The sequence below is a fragment of the Chryseobacterium viscerum genome (genome assembly GCF_002899945.2).
GTDB lineage: Bacteria > Bacteroidota > Bacteroidia > Flavobacteriales > Weeksellaceae > Chryseobacterium > Chryseobacterium viscerum.
Window position 1 is genome coordinate 21,123 of record NZ_PPEG02000014.1, and the last position, 16,116, is coordinate 37,238.

8 protein-coding genes are annotated in these 16,116 nt (G+C 38.7%); 1 reads left to right on the forward strand and 7 read right to left on the reverse strand.

What is annotated here, in order from left to right:
* Window positions 1–30: 30 nt before the first annotated feature.
* Both C1634_RS24750 and C1634_RS24755 read right to left on the reverse strand, forming a co-directional pair.
* The gene (locus tag C1634_RS24750) at window positions 31–2,535 is read right to left on the reverse strand and encodes a PIG-L family deacetylase (RefSeq protein ID WP_109739315.1); all 2,505 of its coding nucleotides are present in this window, start codon (window positions 2,533–2,535) and stop codon (window positions 31–33) included.
* A 348-nt stretch (window positions 2,536–2,883) separates the two neighbouring features.
* The gene (locus tag C1634_RS24755; RefSeq protein ID WP_109739316.1) at window positions 2,884–3,555 is read right to left on the reverse strand and encodes a hypothetical protein; all 672 of its coding nucleotides are present in this window, start codon (window positions 3,553–3,555) and stop codon (window positions 2,884–2,886) included.
* A 1,315-nt stretch (window positions 3,556–4,870) separates the two neighbouring features.
* Between C1634_RS24755 and C1634_RS24760 the strand changes: the two genes are divergently transcribed.
* Window positions 4,871–6,085, forward strand: a complete 1,215-nt coding sequence (locus tag C1634_RS24760; protein ID WP_103235287.1) for a hypothetical protein — start codon at window positions 4,871–4,873, stop codon at window positions 6,083–6,085.
* A 314-nt stretch (window positions 6,086–6,399) separates the two neighbouring features.
* Here C1634_RS24760 and C1634_RS24765 read toward each other — a convergent pair whose 3' ends face one another.
* The 5 genes from C1634_RS24765 to C1634_RS24785 all read right to left on the reverse strand — a co-directional run bounded on the left by C1634_RS24765 (window position 6,400) and on the right by C1634_RS24785 (window position 16,116).
* On the reverse strand, window positions 6,400–7,254 hold the full coding sequence (locus tag C1634_RS24765; RefSeq protein ID WP_103235286.1) for a glycosyltransferase family 2 protein: 855 nt from the start codon (window positions 7,252–7,254) through the stop codon (window positions 6,400–6,402).
* 10 nt (window positions 7,255–7,264) lie between these two features.
* Window positions 7,265–7,597: a transposase gene (locus C1634_RS24770; RefSeq protein WP_103235285.1), complete on the reverse strand. Its 333-nt coding sequence runs from the start codon at window positions 7,595–7,597 to the stop codon at window positions 7,265–7,267.
* 15 nt (window positions 7,598–7,612) lie between these two features.
* Window positions 7,613–8,044, reverse strand: a complete 432-nt coding sequence (locus tag C1634_RS24775; protein ID WP_109739317.1) for a helix-turn-helix domain-containing protein — start codon at window positions 8,042–8,044, stop codon at window positions 7,613–7,615.
* An 11-nt stretch (window positions 8,045–8,055) separates the two neighbouring features.
* A complete protein-coding gene (locus C1634_RS24780; RefSeq protein ID WP_103233467.1) occupies window positions 8,056–8,265 on the reverse strand; it encodes a hypothetical protein in 210 nt (69 codons plus the stop codon).
* A 141-nt stretch (window positions 8,266–8,406) separates the two neighbouring features.
* Window positions 8,407–16,116: a PA14 domain-containing protein gene (locus C1634_RS24785; protein ID WP_109739318.1), complete on the reverse strand. Its 7,710-nt coding sequence runs from the start codon at window positions 16,114–16,116 to the stop codon at window positions 8,407–8,409.

Here is a 16,116-nt window from a genome sequence, read left to right on the forward strand (position 1 = left end):
AGGTATTCCAATTTTTAAGTTTATTGTTCATCAGTTTTTCTGTGCAGATAAAAAGTTAAAAAATAAACGTGCCGCCCCAACATTTCCCGCAGGCAGCTGTCTGAAAAATGCCAACGGTGTATAAATAAAATTACCCTTCCCGTATTTGGCATATAAAGTTGATCCCTGCAGAGGCTCTTCACCTGTATCGTGCATTTCAAAAAGCGGTTCATACGCTGCATCCCATTGAGCAGGGAAATAGGCGCCACGCTCCTGTACCCAACCCTTAAAATCATCTGCAGTAATTTTGTTCGGAAAGTTCAGTAATTTATGATTTGGATTTAAAAATGTAACCGCAGCATTTTCTTCGGTAACCCGCTTATTGGCAATGCTGAAATTGTACATCCCCAATTGGTCAACGGTTGTATCCTGATTGGTGTTATACTGCATCACCAGATTACCTCCGTCTTTTACATAAGACCATAAAAAAGGCATCCAGCGACCTAATTTTTTCTCTGTGTTATTGGCACGAACACCAAGTACAATAGCATCATATTGCGATAGCTTGTTCTGACTACCGTTTCCGCCAGATTCATCTACGTTGCCATAAAAATCTTCGTCTTTCAGTACCTCTACCTGAACACCTGCAATGCGTAGGAACTCAGGAATAAAATCGCCCGCTCCTTCTATATACCCCACTTTTTTAACCTTCGTCTGAATATCACCTTTCATTACGATGGCAGTTGCAGGCGAAAAATATTGTAAAGAGGGTAAATGAGGGTATTGAATTAATACTTGTTTTTTATTATAAGTGACTCCATCTGCAACAAAATTGGCATCCAACTGCAAGCGAGATGAATGTATTGTGGCAAGCTTCGTTTTTGGAATAACGTAATCGATGGTAGTATCTTTTCCATTGAGTGAATTTATATTAGTCCCACCTAATCGTTCTCCATTATACATCAGGTTTAGAATACCGTTATTGTATTGTTTGTTAGAATTAACCTTAAGATTTAAACTCAAATGTACATCTTCATTTTCTTTGACTACATAAACAGGTTGTGTAAATTTCAGTTCCAATGCAGGAACAATGCGCAAAGCTTCGACCACATCACCACGCACCGGGTCTAATTTCTTGAAAGATAAAGGAAGTTTAACCTGAAAATTTTCCGAACCTATTTTTAAACCAACCCAAACATTTAGGGGTGATTCTGCCTCCGGCAAACCTACTAAAGTATCATTTGGAACAGAGAAAGTCGCCGAATTTGTGGGAGATTTTGCCAACCAGTAAGGTTCTGTAAGTGCTGCATCTGCAGGAATCTGAATATCATGCTGAATGGTAATTAAAGAATCTTTTGATAGTTTTCTGTTAAAACTTTCTGATTGACTTAACCATTTTACATCTTCTAAAACAACAGGATTTGCAGCTCTCGAAATCAAATTTAATCTGAAATTGTAATGATCTCCAGCAACAGCTTCAGCCTGATTGGTAACCACCTCGCCCATAAACCCGGCACAACTTATAATGATATTGTCAAGAGATTTAATTTTATCCCTTTTCAGGTCTGCATCTTGTAGCGCCATCACCTTTTTTCGCAAAGCAAGCAAAGCAGGTAAACTAAGGTCAGGATTATTGAAATTGAAAGCGGAAATAATTTTATCTAATGATTGGTCAATATCAGCGTTTCCTTTTGCGGTCCAGGTTTTAACGACTCCATCAAAAAGTGTTGCTTTTGCAGGTTCACCAATAACATGGGCAAAATATTCAGTTCTGATGCCTGCTACAGACTGTGTTCCCGCACCCTGGCTTTTATGTAAACTTCTGCTTAATCCTGCCAATTCTCCATAACCCATTCCCAATTGCGCATCATATTGTCCAACAGTAACTTTCAGTTGATTTTCGGCTGTCGTATTGACCCCTCCAAATCGGAAAGTATTCCACAATACGCGTTTTGGCTGCCATACATTGACATATTTTAGTTGATTGGAGAAAGCCGTTTTATCGCCTGCCAGCTTAAAAGCTTTTTCTGCAACCACAGCCGAAGCCGCATGTTGTCCGTGCCCTGCCGCAGCAGTAGGAGGAAAACGACAAATGATAACATCCGGACGGAATTTTCGGATTACCCAAACCACATCCGCTGTAATGCTATCTGAATCCCATTGTTTAAAGGTATCGGTCGTATTTTTAGAGAACCCGAAATCAATCGCCCGGGTAAAAAACTGCTGGGCCCCGTCTAACTTTCTTGCTTCTAAAAGCTCATGCGTTCTGATTAAACCCAATGCAGCACCCTGTTCTGTACCTAATAGATTCTGACCACCATCTCCTCTCGTTAAAGACAAATAGCCCGTTTCTACATTTTGGTCGTTGATTAGCCAGGAGAGCAATCCCGTATTTTCATCATCGGGATGAGCCGCAAGGTATAAAACTTTAGGCAGCTGTTTAAGTGTTTTGAGCTCACGGTAAATTTCAGATGATTTTGAGGGTCGAACCTGTTGGGCCGAACAAAAAACCGTATAAAATCCAAGGATAAATACAGTGCTTACTTTTTTGAACATTTAATTTTACTTTGCAGAGCAAATATAAGTAAATCATCTTTCTTTCAACCTTAAAAGAATTAAAGTGTGAATTTCATAAAAAAAGCTGTTTATTTTTTTATTAAACCACAAAAGGCACAAAAGATTCAAACACTTAAGTGAGCTTAAGAGGATATCCTGGCGCACAATAAGTTCAAATAAGTTTTAAAAATCTTTGATTTTTTTCTTCAGTGTACTTTTATGCTGTATTATTTTAAACCTTCTTAAGTGTCCTAAAGTGTTAAAAAAATAAAAACTTTTGTGACTTTTGTGGTTACATTGAAGCAGACTTAATGTATGAATTAGGGTTCCAAAGAAAATAAAAACTCCTTATGTTTTTCTAATTGTATTCCGCGTAAGATAGATATAATTAAACATGCAAAATGTGGCTGCCGCCCCAAAAGTATGCCATAGAAAGTGTGTTCCGAAACTAAACCATTCCCATTTATCAACGATGCGGAAAGTGAGTGCGAGAGCAAACGACAATAAAGCAAAGCCTACCCATTTGCCCGCTTTCCATTGGGTATAGATTAAATAACTTAGCACCGAAAAAAGTACAAATGAAGCCATGATTGCATAATTTACGTTGATAAAGAGAGAAGGGTTATCTACCAAAATCCAATTTCTCAAACCAAACATCAATATCAGATATACAAGAACCATTAAAACAGCATAGTACCATCTGATGCTCTGAGCTACAAAATAAAATCCGGCAGACAAACATAATAACATAATGGGCATCCAATCCATCATGATAAATACCGGCCATTGTCTGAATGAATGGTAAACGGTTCCCCCTATAGCACCAACATATAATAAAACCAAGCAGTAGGTTAAAAAAGGATATTGTTTAAAACTACCCTTTATTTTAAGGGTCCAAAAAATGGCTATGGCTAAAAATAATATAGCAGTTATTGCATTTAAGGGCTCAGGGAAAAACTGAGCCATATCTGTTTCTTTATATAACATGCCTCCATCCGGAGGTAGTGGGTTTATCGGCATTGTCTTTTTTTATATCATATTTATAGGCATGCTTTAGAGTGCAAAATACAAACCCAAGCCATTTTCCTAAACATTAGTAAAACATATACTAATATACTTCTAAATATAGAAAAAATTATGGCATTATAGACCTGGATATACCGATTATATATTATAAAAATGTTAATTCTACTTCTTATACAAATACACCAGATTGATTATTTTTTGATTAAAAAGTTGAACGCAAAGTTTATAAATAATTCCGCTTTATTTTAAGTAGGCAAAGTGATGCTACTTTGTCGCTGATGAAGCGGTATGCTTATACATGCGCTTCTACGAATCAACAAAGTTAATTCTATCTTTTACTCTCTTGCAATCAACAGTTTCAGAAATGAAAACTTTTTTTTAATATTATATTGATAGGCATGTTTTAAAGTGCAAAATACAAACACAGTCCATTTTATAGACTTTAGAAAAACATATACTAATATACTTCTAAATATAGAACAAATTATGGCATTATAGACCTGGATGTACCCGATTGTACTTTAAAACTATTTTATATAAAATAAAAATCGAAGATTCAACGGATTTAAAAGTCACAAAATATTTTTAACACTTTAGTTATTTTTAAGTTTCCAACTTTGTGAATATCAAGTACACCTAAGTTTCATGAAAATCTTTGATTTTCTTCTAAAGTGTACTTATTGATGCAGGAAGCTACTAGCCTTTCTCAAGTGACCTAAAGTGTTCTAAATAATAGATTGGATAAATTTCATTGTGTTTGAAGAATTATAAACCTGTAAAAGTTTAAACAGGTTTTTTATGAAAATGTTAATTCTACTTCTTATACAAATACACCAGATTGATTATTTTTTGATTAAAAAGATGAACGCAAAGTTTATAAATAATTCCGCTTTATTTTAAGTAGGCAAAAAGTGATGAGACTTTGTCGCTGGAGAGTAGATATGCTTATATATACGCTTCCACGAATCAACGAAGTTGATTGTATCCTTTGCTTTCTTGCAATCAACAGTTTCAAAAATGAAAACTTTGCGTCAGAAAAGCACGTAATCATTATATTATCTTTTGAATCAAAAAAACACTCAAAGAATGTGGTTTAGATAAAATTTGAATGACATACAAAAATCAAATTTAGAAATTTAAACAGACTCCTAATATTTCAAATGAAAATTAAACATTACAAACCCATTCAAAACCCCATGTTTAAATAGAATATCACGAATTGGTTATTCTTTTCTCAAATATAAAGGTTTTTTATTTATTTTTTCATAACAAAAGGTTATATTTGACATACCACATAAATCACCTTAACATGAAAACAAAATTTATACAATTCAGTGCAATTCTCATTACTGGATTCTCATTCGCCCAAGTAGGGTTCAATACAACTTCACCAAAAACAACGGTGGATGTATCTGCTAAAAGAGATACTTCAGGACTGATTACGGATAACGCACAAACATTCGGACTACAGGCTCCGAGGCTTACAAGAGCTGAGCTTACAGCAAATACTGCTACCTATAACAGCGATCAGAGTGGAGCATTAATTTATATTACAGACGTTACTGGTGGGGATACTACAGGACAACGCATTAATGTTACTGCTATGGGCTATTATTATTTTGATGGAGCTGTATGGCAAAGACTTACACAAGCAACCAATGCCGTCTCTCCAGCGATTTCCGCATTACAATGTACTACAGCTTACTTAAATCCTTCTACTTACGCTGCCGGTACTCCTTTCAGCGGAAACCTGAGAGTTACTTATAGCCAAGGAAATGGAGGTTCATATAATTCAGGAGCTCCTTTTACAGTAAACGGATTAACCTTCCAACTAAGACCCGGAACTCTAGAGTTTGGTGATGGCGAATTGGTATTCTCAGTGAGTGGAACTCCTACCACTGGTAATGATATGACCCTTCCTCTGACCAGCGCTGCAGTTCCTTTCTTAACAGGAGGACAAAACTGTACCGCTACAGTGGGAAATACCAGTCGTGCAGACATTTCATCTCTCGCTGTGATGGGATATCCTACCCTAACAACCGATCCCAACGGGAAGCAAGCGTACACTTTACCTCTTGCTACTTCAGATGGTAAATATTCGATCAGAGTAATATTTGATACCACAAGTGGTACAACTGCTGCAATTCCTAATGTACAATTGTATAATAATACAGGTTCTACCGTTAATCTGTATTGGAATTATAATACCGAATATGGTGGGTATATTGGTTCAGCTGTAACCACAAACAATATTACTTCAGGAGTATGGGGTGGTATGGCAGACTCATCAACTAGCTGGTTTCCTCAGGGCACAGGGGCAGTAGGATCTGCTTACTGGGGAAACCTAGGAATTATAGACGGATCCAGTGGACCTGAACACAGAAGATATACCTGGATAGACAGTAACCCTTCTTCAAAAACGGCTTATACCGCAACCATTATGGTAGGAGCCCCTACTACAGGCAGCGCTCAACCTAACCTTTCTAAAATATTCATAAAGATAGAGCAGGTAAAAGCTCAATAATATAATGCCCCTAAAAAAAGGGCATTTCTTATTCATCTACGAAGTTTACGGTACATATATCGATGCAAAATCAAATCCTGACGAAAGTTGGGATTTTTTTTGATTAAATTTCCGAAATCTCCTGACTTTAATTTTTTTCCTAACAAATTAAGACAATAATATACTTTAATGTACCAGCAACTGATAGGTATGAAATTACGATAAAGACCTTTGTTTGAATTAAACCTTGCCTGTTTTGCATCAAAGCAATACTAGAATTACATTGGTATATTAAAGTATATTGTCACCATAAATGATTCAGTACAATATGAAATTTAGAGATGAAAAATTGACCAAAAATCATACTGAAAAAAGATTATGATTTTTGTTTTCAATCTGTAAAAAAAACTATTCTGATATTCCAAAAGGTCAAATATTTCGTTGGGTTGATCGAAAGTTTCAGGAACTATCTTACCATTGATTTTTTTCACTCCCCTTCTATGCATCGTTTCCAGAATAATCTGGGCAAATGAGGCCTTTGCAATGTCTTTAGAATTATATTGAGAAATTCCGTTCGGATGTATCCTGTACTTATATAAACTTTTTTTTATAAAAAGGGCTTTTCCAAATTCCAGAATTTTTAAATAAAGATCCTGATCAACGGCATTTTTATGTAATGGATTAATTCCTGTTGTTTTTAAATAGATTTCTCTTTTAAAGGTAAAAAGATGGGTAAACTGAACGGGACAATTAAAAAATAAACGTTCGTTATATATTTGCTTGGTTTTATTAAAAATATTTTGTGAAACTAAATCTTGATTACAAAACATCATTTGAGAGTATGTTGCAACAATTTCAGGATGGTCTTTAAATGCATTGACAGAGCATTCTATAGCATCCGTAGAAAGGGCATCATCAGGGTCCACATATCCACAAATATTACCGGTTGCATATTCCATACACCTTCTTTTTGTAAATCCACACCCTCTGTTTGTGATATTCTGGTATATTTTAAAACGAGAATCTTCTTTAATAAGATTGCTGATCACCTCAAAAGAATCATCAGTAGATCCATCATCAATGATAATAGCTTCCCAGTTTTGGTAGGTCTGACTGATTAATGATGCATGGCAGTCTTTAAAATATTTGCCATTATTGTAATTGGCTATGAGAATTGAGAATTTTATCATTGATCAGTATTTAAAATTCTGCAAAGAATATTTTTCTCCATTTTGCAATTGTATTCCTGCTCATTTTAAAATGTTTTGCCAGCTGAGTATTATTAAGTCTGTTTTTTTTCTGAAAATCCAGGATCTCGAATACGGTAGTCCGGGTATAAGATTTGTGCCTCTGATTAAAATCTAATACTACTTTATTGGATTTATTGCTGAAAAGAATATTGTTAATTTTGATTACATCCAATACCGAAAGAGGATCTTTGGTGAGGAATTTCTCACAGGTGCTCCACTTTTCGGGGTATTTGGTCAAGATAAGATCTTTATAGATTTTGGAATAATTAGGTGTATTTTTCATAGTTTGTTTTTAGGATTATTGTTTGTTTTTATATTTACTGAGCCATTTGTAAAGAGTTGTTTTAGGAATATTATATTCATCAATAACCTGCTGTTTCGTTTTTTTATCATTTACAATGAGCTCCAGAATAAAATCTATGATTTCTTTGTTATAAATATTTTTCCTGAATTCTGGTACAAGTGATGGCTTTTTTTCTTTAAGAGGATTTGAAGATGCAGCTGGGGAATATAAAATAAGATGCCCACTGTATATCCTGAAAAAATCATATTCCAGAAGCTTACTCCACTTTAATAATGTTTCAGTATTGATAGAAGCATGAAGAAACATCTTGTCTACTTCCTCTTCTGAGCATTTGAAAAAATTACAGGTCCTTTCTATCGCCATTTCTTTTTCTTTCCATTTGATTTCAATGAGATTTCCTATATGTATATCTTTAAAATCAATCATATTTTGCGTTTTTATTTGTTCCACAAGTTTTTAGTTACGGTACAGTATCCTTTAATTATATTATTTTCAAAAAACAGATATAAAAATCTCTTCCTTCCCAGATAATTTCTACCCAGACAGACAATCCATTCGTCTGAATAACGATCATTAAACTCTCTGTTTTTCAGCAAGTCTAAAATTTCTTCTCTTGTCTTTCCTATCAGATTACAGTATTGTATCATTGAAGTATATTTTAACGGTCAATTTTATACGATTCTTCTTTTATTGCCTTTTACATTACAAGTATCATTTCGGGGCTATTTTTCACGATAGCCCCAAAAAGGATACTCTATTAAACTAAAATTAGAATCTTATACAATGTATTAGTGTTTGAGTTGTTGTGTACTTGTTGCACGATTGGTGATAATCGATTGCTTACCACACACGGCAGGTCTTTGGATAAACGTGATGTATCTTGTAGCCCCCGCAGCAAATGTGTTTCCTGCTGCTTCCCATTCTTTGGAAGTCGTATTGTACACCATCACAATCTCTGTCTGTACAGCCGTTGGATCTGTAAAGTCAGCTTTATCACTGATGATCATATATACACTATTACCTGAAACCAATGAAGGTAGTTTAGCTGTGGCCGCACCAGGATTGATATTACCATTATAATCTCCCGGAACGGTAATGAACAGATCCGGATTATTACCCGTAGCGGTTACCTTCCATTGTCTCTCGGTTCTCAGAACACAGTTATTTCTTGCCAGCAGTTTGGGTTTTGACGTTGATACCCAAGGTAATGTACCTCCATCATCACCCATCACAACATAGCTTCTGTTTTCCAACCATTTGGTTTTATCCTGACTGTTTTCAGCTAAGACCGCTCCGTCAACACTTATTTTCACCATACTATCCGTATTTGAAGAAGTAGACTGATTCTGAGACAGGCAGCCTCCTAGATCATTACCCACCCCAAATACTCTCTTATTGTAAGGGGCAATAATATCATAAATCGTTGTAGCAGATGCATTCGTGCCATCATAAGAAGGACTGTAATAATTGTGACTTAATGTTCTTCCATATTTGATGGCCATATAAGTATCCAATTTATCTTGTTCATCAGCCGTTAAAACCCGGTTATAAGTAAATGCCTCAGCTATTCTATGGGTAGGTTGGGCAGTACCGCCAGTAAATGTCCCAAAGCTTAGGATATAATCAGATTTTACAGCTAAAGAAGTTAGGTTGCCGGATTCTATTGTTCCTGTTCTGGCTCCATTTGTTCCATCTTCTCTTGAAAACAATCTTGTTGTTGGTGTTGAAGCGGTAGTATTAAACAAAAGACTGCGGATACTAGGTTCTGAGCCTGTTGAATAATTTGAAAATCCGGTTTGAGCATATGTCCCTGTACCGTTAATCCCTACTCTGTCCACTGAAGAAGTTGAACTTGAAACCAGTCCAAACAAACTGTTTACATTATTTCCTGAAGTATATAAGCTTCCTTGGTTTGAACTGAAAATAGCGCTAGCATTTAGACCTGATTTGACAAAGGCAGCGCTGCCTGCCAGATCAGCATATCTGTTGTAGTTATACAGAGTTGCCGTTCCTGCTTTTACAGTCGCAGTAGATGAGGCTACTGTATTTCTGTCCATATTATTACCATTGCCGCTATTGTCAATGAGAACATTGGTTGTTCCATTGGCAATGACTCCTCCGTTGGTAACTGCATCCATATCTGTAGCCTTATACCATGAAGTTAATCCGTCCGTAATACCGACTGGGGCAAGACAAGACTCCAAAGTAGCAAACGTATAGTAATCACCATCTGTGAAATCATACGTTACCGTCCAGTCTGTCCCATTCGGAATCATAGGAACAACGGTAGGATTGTTGAAAGATCCTCCTGATGCCGCATTTGACACAATAAGGTAGATAGGATCATTCGGTGAGTTTTTAGGAACAGGCAGCTTATCTGTCGCTGTACTTGTACTGGCAGGTACCTGTAAAAATACGTTGCCTATAGGATTGGCAGTAGCTCCTGTTTCTTTGACTCTCCAAATCCTGTTCAATTTCATGAGGTTGTTCGTAGAATAAACAATATTGCTTACCCCTTCCCATGTAAGAGATTTGTTATTGTCACCAAATAATAAGAAAGAGTTATTGGCTGCAAAAGAAGCTGTATTCGCTGCATTCGATATCGCCAAACCATTTACCGGATCATTGGATATTTTTACCAAAGCACCGGATGCTTCCTGGCTGAACGATTGCTTCTGCTCCAATGCACTACAGTCATCCCTGCCAATCCCGGTAATATGATTCCAGTAATTTGTATCATTATAAGTTGCTGTACCACTGCTGGCAATATATTGTCCTCCCATTGCCGTCTTGTCTAAGGTAAAGCCATATTTGGTGGCCATATAAGAATGGATCTTACGCATTTCTAATGAAGATGAACTTCCTTTATCATCACTGTAGATTGCAAATTCACCTAAATAGAAGTTGGCAGGACTACCGCCGGTACCCAAAGCATCATTTCCTATTCTAAATCTACCGCTCACGTTAGCCGTTGAATTAGCTCCTGACACCACTCCCGAGCCCACTGTCGCAAGGTTACTGTATAGTCTGTACCCTGTTGATACCGTATTGGCAAAGGTGTAAATTTCAGAAGTCGTCAGCGTAGGTGTTCTGTTCAATGGAAAAGTGGTATCACTGCTCCAATATCCTTTCACACGTTCCAAAGAGGTTTTGATGGTTCCTGCTCCTCCATTATCATGGAACCAGAAAACCTGACCTGTAGGAGCCGCTATTTTTCCGGTAAAGATGCTGGTCATAGTAGTCGTGGTACGATAATCAGTAGAATTGATGTTGCCCAGTGTTGCCATAACATCATTGACACCATCGAATAAAGTTCCGTTATTATAATTGAATGAACCTACTTTATAGATCGGATCAAAACCAGCACCTACACTTTGTACATTAGAAAAAGTCGCCCCATTTTTAAGGTTGCTTAAAAGTTTTACAACATCACCATCGTTTGTGGCATTATTAATCTGATCCACATCGGTAAAGACCCCATAGTCTGAATTAAACCAGGTCGTAAGGCCATTCGTCACACCGCCGGGTCCCGCCTCTATAAATGCAAATGTGAAATATTGATTAGCTGCCAGCGTAACATTGTCAAAATAAGCCATCCCCTGAGAGATGCGTGTAGCCGGTACGATGGTTGCTCCCGCATAACTTCCTGCTGTATTACTAATTAACAAGGCAGGTTTGAAGGTTGCTGCACTGAAGGTAAACAGACTGTTTTTACCTACAACCATGCTAATTGGTCCAGGTGTACCGGTGGTCTGCACCAGCCATTCACGGTTTAAACGTTTGTAGCAAGGGGCACCAAGAACCGGAACGTCAGTACTGAAATTAGTAAAGCTATTGGCAGCAGCATTATTAGCCAATACCACAAAGTTTTTGTTATTTGGGAAATTACTGACATTGTTAGCATTGGTTGTTGTTAAAGCTCCTTTGCTTATCGTTACAATATCATTTCCATCTGTAGCAGTACTCTGTTTTTGATTCAAACTACCACAATCATCACGGCCAATACCTGTAATGTCATTCTTAAATGCTGTGTTGACAGATGCGTTCCAAATTGTAGTTCCATCACTTGCCAGGTAATTGGTTGCTGTACTCTGGTCTAAGGTTATTCCCCATTTAATCGCCAGGTAGCTGTTCACTTTTTGGCGTTCTGTTACAGACAGATCCCATGGATAATACAATACTTCATTGAGATTTTGTGTATAGTTGACTCCTGAATAATCAGGCCCGCTGCCCACTTCCAATTCATCATTATCATTGAAATTTGTATTGATTGCCGTACCTAGCGTAGTGGTTCCCCTTAAGGCATTATCGGCATACAATGATGCTACCGAACCTTTTGTAAGGATAGCATTGATGATATTGGTTGTTACAGTTGAGGTACCATAAAAAGCCGTACTCTCGGTAAGATTATTATTACTGCCGGTAAACAACAGTAGCTTACCACCACCCTGACGGGTTAGGCCGAAGTTTGTTCCAGTACCATTATCTTTTCCGTAACCAGTGTACATTGTTTCGGTACCGTTATTGTTATTTGCACCCAATGCCACAATCGATTTACCCGTTTGCCCATAAGCAAAGCCGTTAAGGTATGCCCCGCTATAGAAATAATCCGCGGTAAAATATAAAGAAGGATTGTAATTACGTATATAGCTTGTATTGGCAGAATAGTAGATTGGATTGTTTCCTGAAGGAGTTGTTACATCATTTCCATTTCCACTCTGGTCAGGCCATACAGTACCTCCCAGGTTAGTGCCATCAGTCTTTGTAGCCAGCAGATTATTGTCTGCCGCATACCATGCTGAAGGACCCTGCGGTGATACAAACAAATTGGCATCCGGAATGGCCGCAAAAGTACCTGCTATAGCACCATCCCACTGAAGGTTAAAATTATTAGGAGCTCCTGCAGCACCACAAATCAGGGTGATGTCGTAATACTGCCCTGCTGTTAGTGTAAGTGTAGTAGGTGAAACCACATTGCCTGCTGTAACTGTAGTCTGGTTAAAGATCAACGTATTGTTTACTTTTAACACCAGTTGATCATCAGTAGCGCTGGTACGGAACTGGTAGGTTCCTGTACGGGGAGCCAGCACCTTCCCGGAAAACGTAATGACATAATTCTGAGCTCTTTTTTGTGAAAAGAAACCTTCAAAATCATCTGAAATATTGTTGTAATATCCACTGCTTAAATTCGTATCTGTGCCAGTACCTGGTGCAGTAGCGGCAGCATTAAAATCTCTTATACCACCACTGGTTCCATATAATTTGTAAGCCAGGCCTTTTACATAGTTGGCACCGGCAATAGTAACCCCTGAAGCTGCATCCGGTTTACTTACGCCCCCAGGGAAACCAAGGGTATAACATATAGTAAATACGGCACCATCGGGCAATGTTACATTATTGAAGGTAGCAACACCGCCATTAACACCCGCTGATGGGTACAAGGTGGTTGTTCCGCTTGCAAAGGTATTATCGCCTGCGCTGTTTACTGCAAGTGTCACATTACTCCAGTTGCTGGCAATCAGGCTGCTGCTGTTACCCACCTGCACCTGCAGGGCGTTTGTAACTGTACCTGTATTTTTTACCAGCCAGTTGCGGGTATAACGGTACGGGTTACAGGAAAGCGCTGTATAACTTGACGGTAAATTAGTATTGCTACCGGTAAGCGATCCGTTGTCATTAGCAACCATTACAAACTGCCTGTTGTTCAAAAAGTTGCCTGCATTGGCAGCATTGCCTGCTGCAGCAATAGACGTAAGGCCAAAGGCTACATTATCTGTTCCATCAATATAGGCTTTGGATTGCTTCTGGTTCAGGCCAGAACAGTCGTCACGCCCGATACCGAACACCCCATATTTATAGGTGGCATTAGCTGCCCAGGGTTTTGTGGTGCCATCACTGGCGAGATAGTCTGTTGACGTACCATCTGCCAGCGGAATGCTGTATTTAATCCCCAAATATGAATTGATCTGGGTAATTTGTGTTACCGATAAGTTGGTATTGTACACAATCAATTCCGGAGTATAGAAGGTATTCCAGTTGGGATTGTTATCAGCACTATTAGCATCCACATCGCTACCAATTCTAAAATTACCAGATAAGGAGAGGTTGGCTGAAGTAGCAGTAGTAGCTCTTATGATACCATTGGTTCTGAAAATGGCGTTGGTTCCATCTGCTGAGTTGCTGTATAAACCCAGATTGTTCATGGTAGGACTTGTGCCTGAACCTGTAGAGCTACTGGCTGTACCAGTACCATACACACCATAAGACCCATTATTTAATCCTACAGCGCTATTTTCCCAACGGTGATTGCCTCCACCCAAAGTGATGATTTCATCCCATTGATCTGAGGAAGTATTTCCTCCGTTTCCGTCCAGGATATAGAACTCAGCGTACTTGTTGATACCATTCATCCCAAGCGAGTTGATGGAAGATATATATTCATATTCAGTATTACCAAAATATACCGCAGGGTTATAATTGTACTTATTGTCTACTTTGACGACTGCGCTGTTTGCAGAACGGGACAGGTTATTACCGCTGGGGCTTAAGTCAGGCCAAATACTAACATTACCTGTTGCGAGGTTATTATCATCTGCTTTTACACATAATTTTAATCCGGGGCTCACACCACCGGGGCTCACTACACTCCATGCAATGGTAATCACATTACCGCTGCTTAGATTGACCCCTGTAAAAGTAGCCACACCCGTACTGGAAACAGAAGCAGCCTGAACGGCAGTCACCGTTCCCGTGGTAAAATCCCCATCGTTATCGGTATCTATCAACAGGCTTATACCTGCTGCATTTCCCGGAAAGCGAAAAGACCCACTGGTAAGACTCCCTGCCTGTATGGTAATTGCCCCAGGGTTATTCGTAGTCTGAACTTTCCATTCTCTTGTCAGACGGTTGCTGGTACAAGCGGAAGAAAAAGAAGCAGGGATCTCGTTGGTTTGTGCGGCTAATGCCCCGCCATTATCTCCCATTAATAAATAGGTCCCCTCTGTAAGTACGCCTGCGTTTGCGGCATTGGTTGTGGTGATAGCTGCACCTTTGGATGCCACCAAGAAATCGTAACCTGTGGCCGAAGCCATCTGGCTCTGGCTCTGTTTCTGGTTGAGACCTTCTGCCGTAAGCTCTCTTCCTATCCCAAAAATACGGTTGGTATAACCTGCATTGGGCGTCAATCCAAACACCGTGGTACCTGTTGTACTGATATAATCGTGTGCTAAAGTGATCCCGTATTTAACCGCCAGATAAGAATTTACTTTTTTCTCTTGCGTTGCATCAAGTTTAAAAGGATAATAAATGGCTTCCGGAAAATAAGCCGTATTCATTGCCTGAACGATAAGTCCCCCACCAGCAGTTACATCTGAAAATACATTAGCACCTGTCCCATTGCTTCCGTTAGTATTTAATTGCAGGGGATTGGTACCCTGTGGTGCAGAAGCACCGGTAACCTGATCGACAAAGCCACCCAGTAATTTAGGTTCATTAGCTGTATATGCCGAAGCCGGACCAGTAGCACCACTTCCCCATACAGCAAGCTGTGTATTGGGTTGAGTACCTTTATAAAAACCGATGGACTTGCTGGTATTATTTGTTCCATTGTCATGATAGAACAACCAGATATTTGACTGTGCTACATTCGAGACATAATCCGTTACCATAAACATACTCTTGGTAGCTCCGCGATAACTTAATCCTTTTTGTGTATTTGCCGCAGCAAAAGCATCATCACCATCGAAGATGAGTCCCGGATTGAAGTTAACCGAAGACCCAACAGAGATTTGAGCGCTGGCATTCCCAACCCCTAAATAGGATAAATTACCATTCCCTGCATAGTCGGGAGCTTTATTGATCCAGATATTTGCCTTATCATAACCAGGTCCGGCAAAATTAGGAGTAACAGAAAGATCAGATGCTTTGTACCATGCCGTCATCTTGCTATTGTCTGACCGCACAAAACGGCCGTCTACATCCGCTGGTAATGTAAAGCCTGTTGCCCCTGCGGGTACTGCTGTAAACTGTAAGGAAGCTGAATTATCACCTCCTAATTCGTAATACTTAAATCTGATCGTATGATCACCTGCTGTAAGATTGACAATATTGGCAGCATTAGTACCGGCTTGAGCTGACAGGACTAAACTATTATCAATAAATAACCATGCTCTGTCATCAGCCGCTGCCTGAAATGTATAATTCCCGGATATTGTAATTTCCAGGGTTCCGGTATACTCCATTCCATAATAATCTCCATCTATATTGTTGAACTCGGTTCCGGTAATCTTGTTGCTATATCCGGTATTTCCGGGAACGGCATTGGAAGTACCCGCTCCAAACTGGGTCTCTGCAGAAAAAGTACCATTATAATAATCTACTTTGTATCCCCGTGTTGTTCCGGAAGAAACCCCTCCCGGGTACTGGGCATAAAGCAGGTTTGCTGTCACTCCTATCAGAATGATGAACAAACTGTATATATATTTTAATTTATATTTCAT

What these genes read in the sequence shown, in the direction of transcription:
- C1634_RS24750 (WP_109739315.1), bottom strand. Translation starts at nt 2,535, where the DNA reads ATGTTCAAAAAAGTAAGCACTGTATTTATCCTTGGATTTTATACGGTT.
- C1634_RS24755 (WP_109739316.1), bottom strand. Translation starts at nt 3,555, where the DNA reads ATGCCGATAAACCCACTACCTCCGGATGGAGGCATGTTATATAAAGAA.
- C1634_RS24760 (WP_103235287.1), top strand. Translation starts at nt 4,871, where the DNA reads ATGAAAACAAAATTTATACAATTCAGTGCAATTCTCATTACTGGATTC.
- C1634_RS24765 (WP_103235286.1), bottom strand. Translation starts at nt 7,254, where the DNA reads ATGATAAAATTCTCAATTCTCATAGCCAATTACAATAATGGCAAATAT.
- C1634_RS24770 (WP_103235285.1), bottom strand. Translation starts at nt 7,597, where the DNA reads ATGAAAAATACACCTAATTATTCCAAAATCTATAAAGATCTTATCTTG.
- C1634_RS24775 (WP_109739317.1), bottom strand. Translation starts at nt 8,044, where the DNA reads ATGATTGATTTTAAAGATATACATATAGGAAATCTCATTGAAATCAAA.
- C1634_RS24780 (WP_103233467.1), bottom strand. Translation starts at nt 8,265, where the DNA reads ATGATACAATACTGTAATCTGATAGGAAAGACAAGAGAAGAAATTTTA.
- C1634_RS24785 (WP_109739318.1), bottom strand. Translation starts at nt 16,116, where the DNA reads ATGAAATATAAATTAAAATATATATACAGTTTGTTCATCATTCTGATA.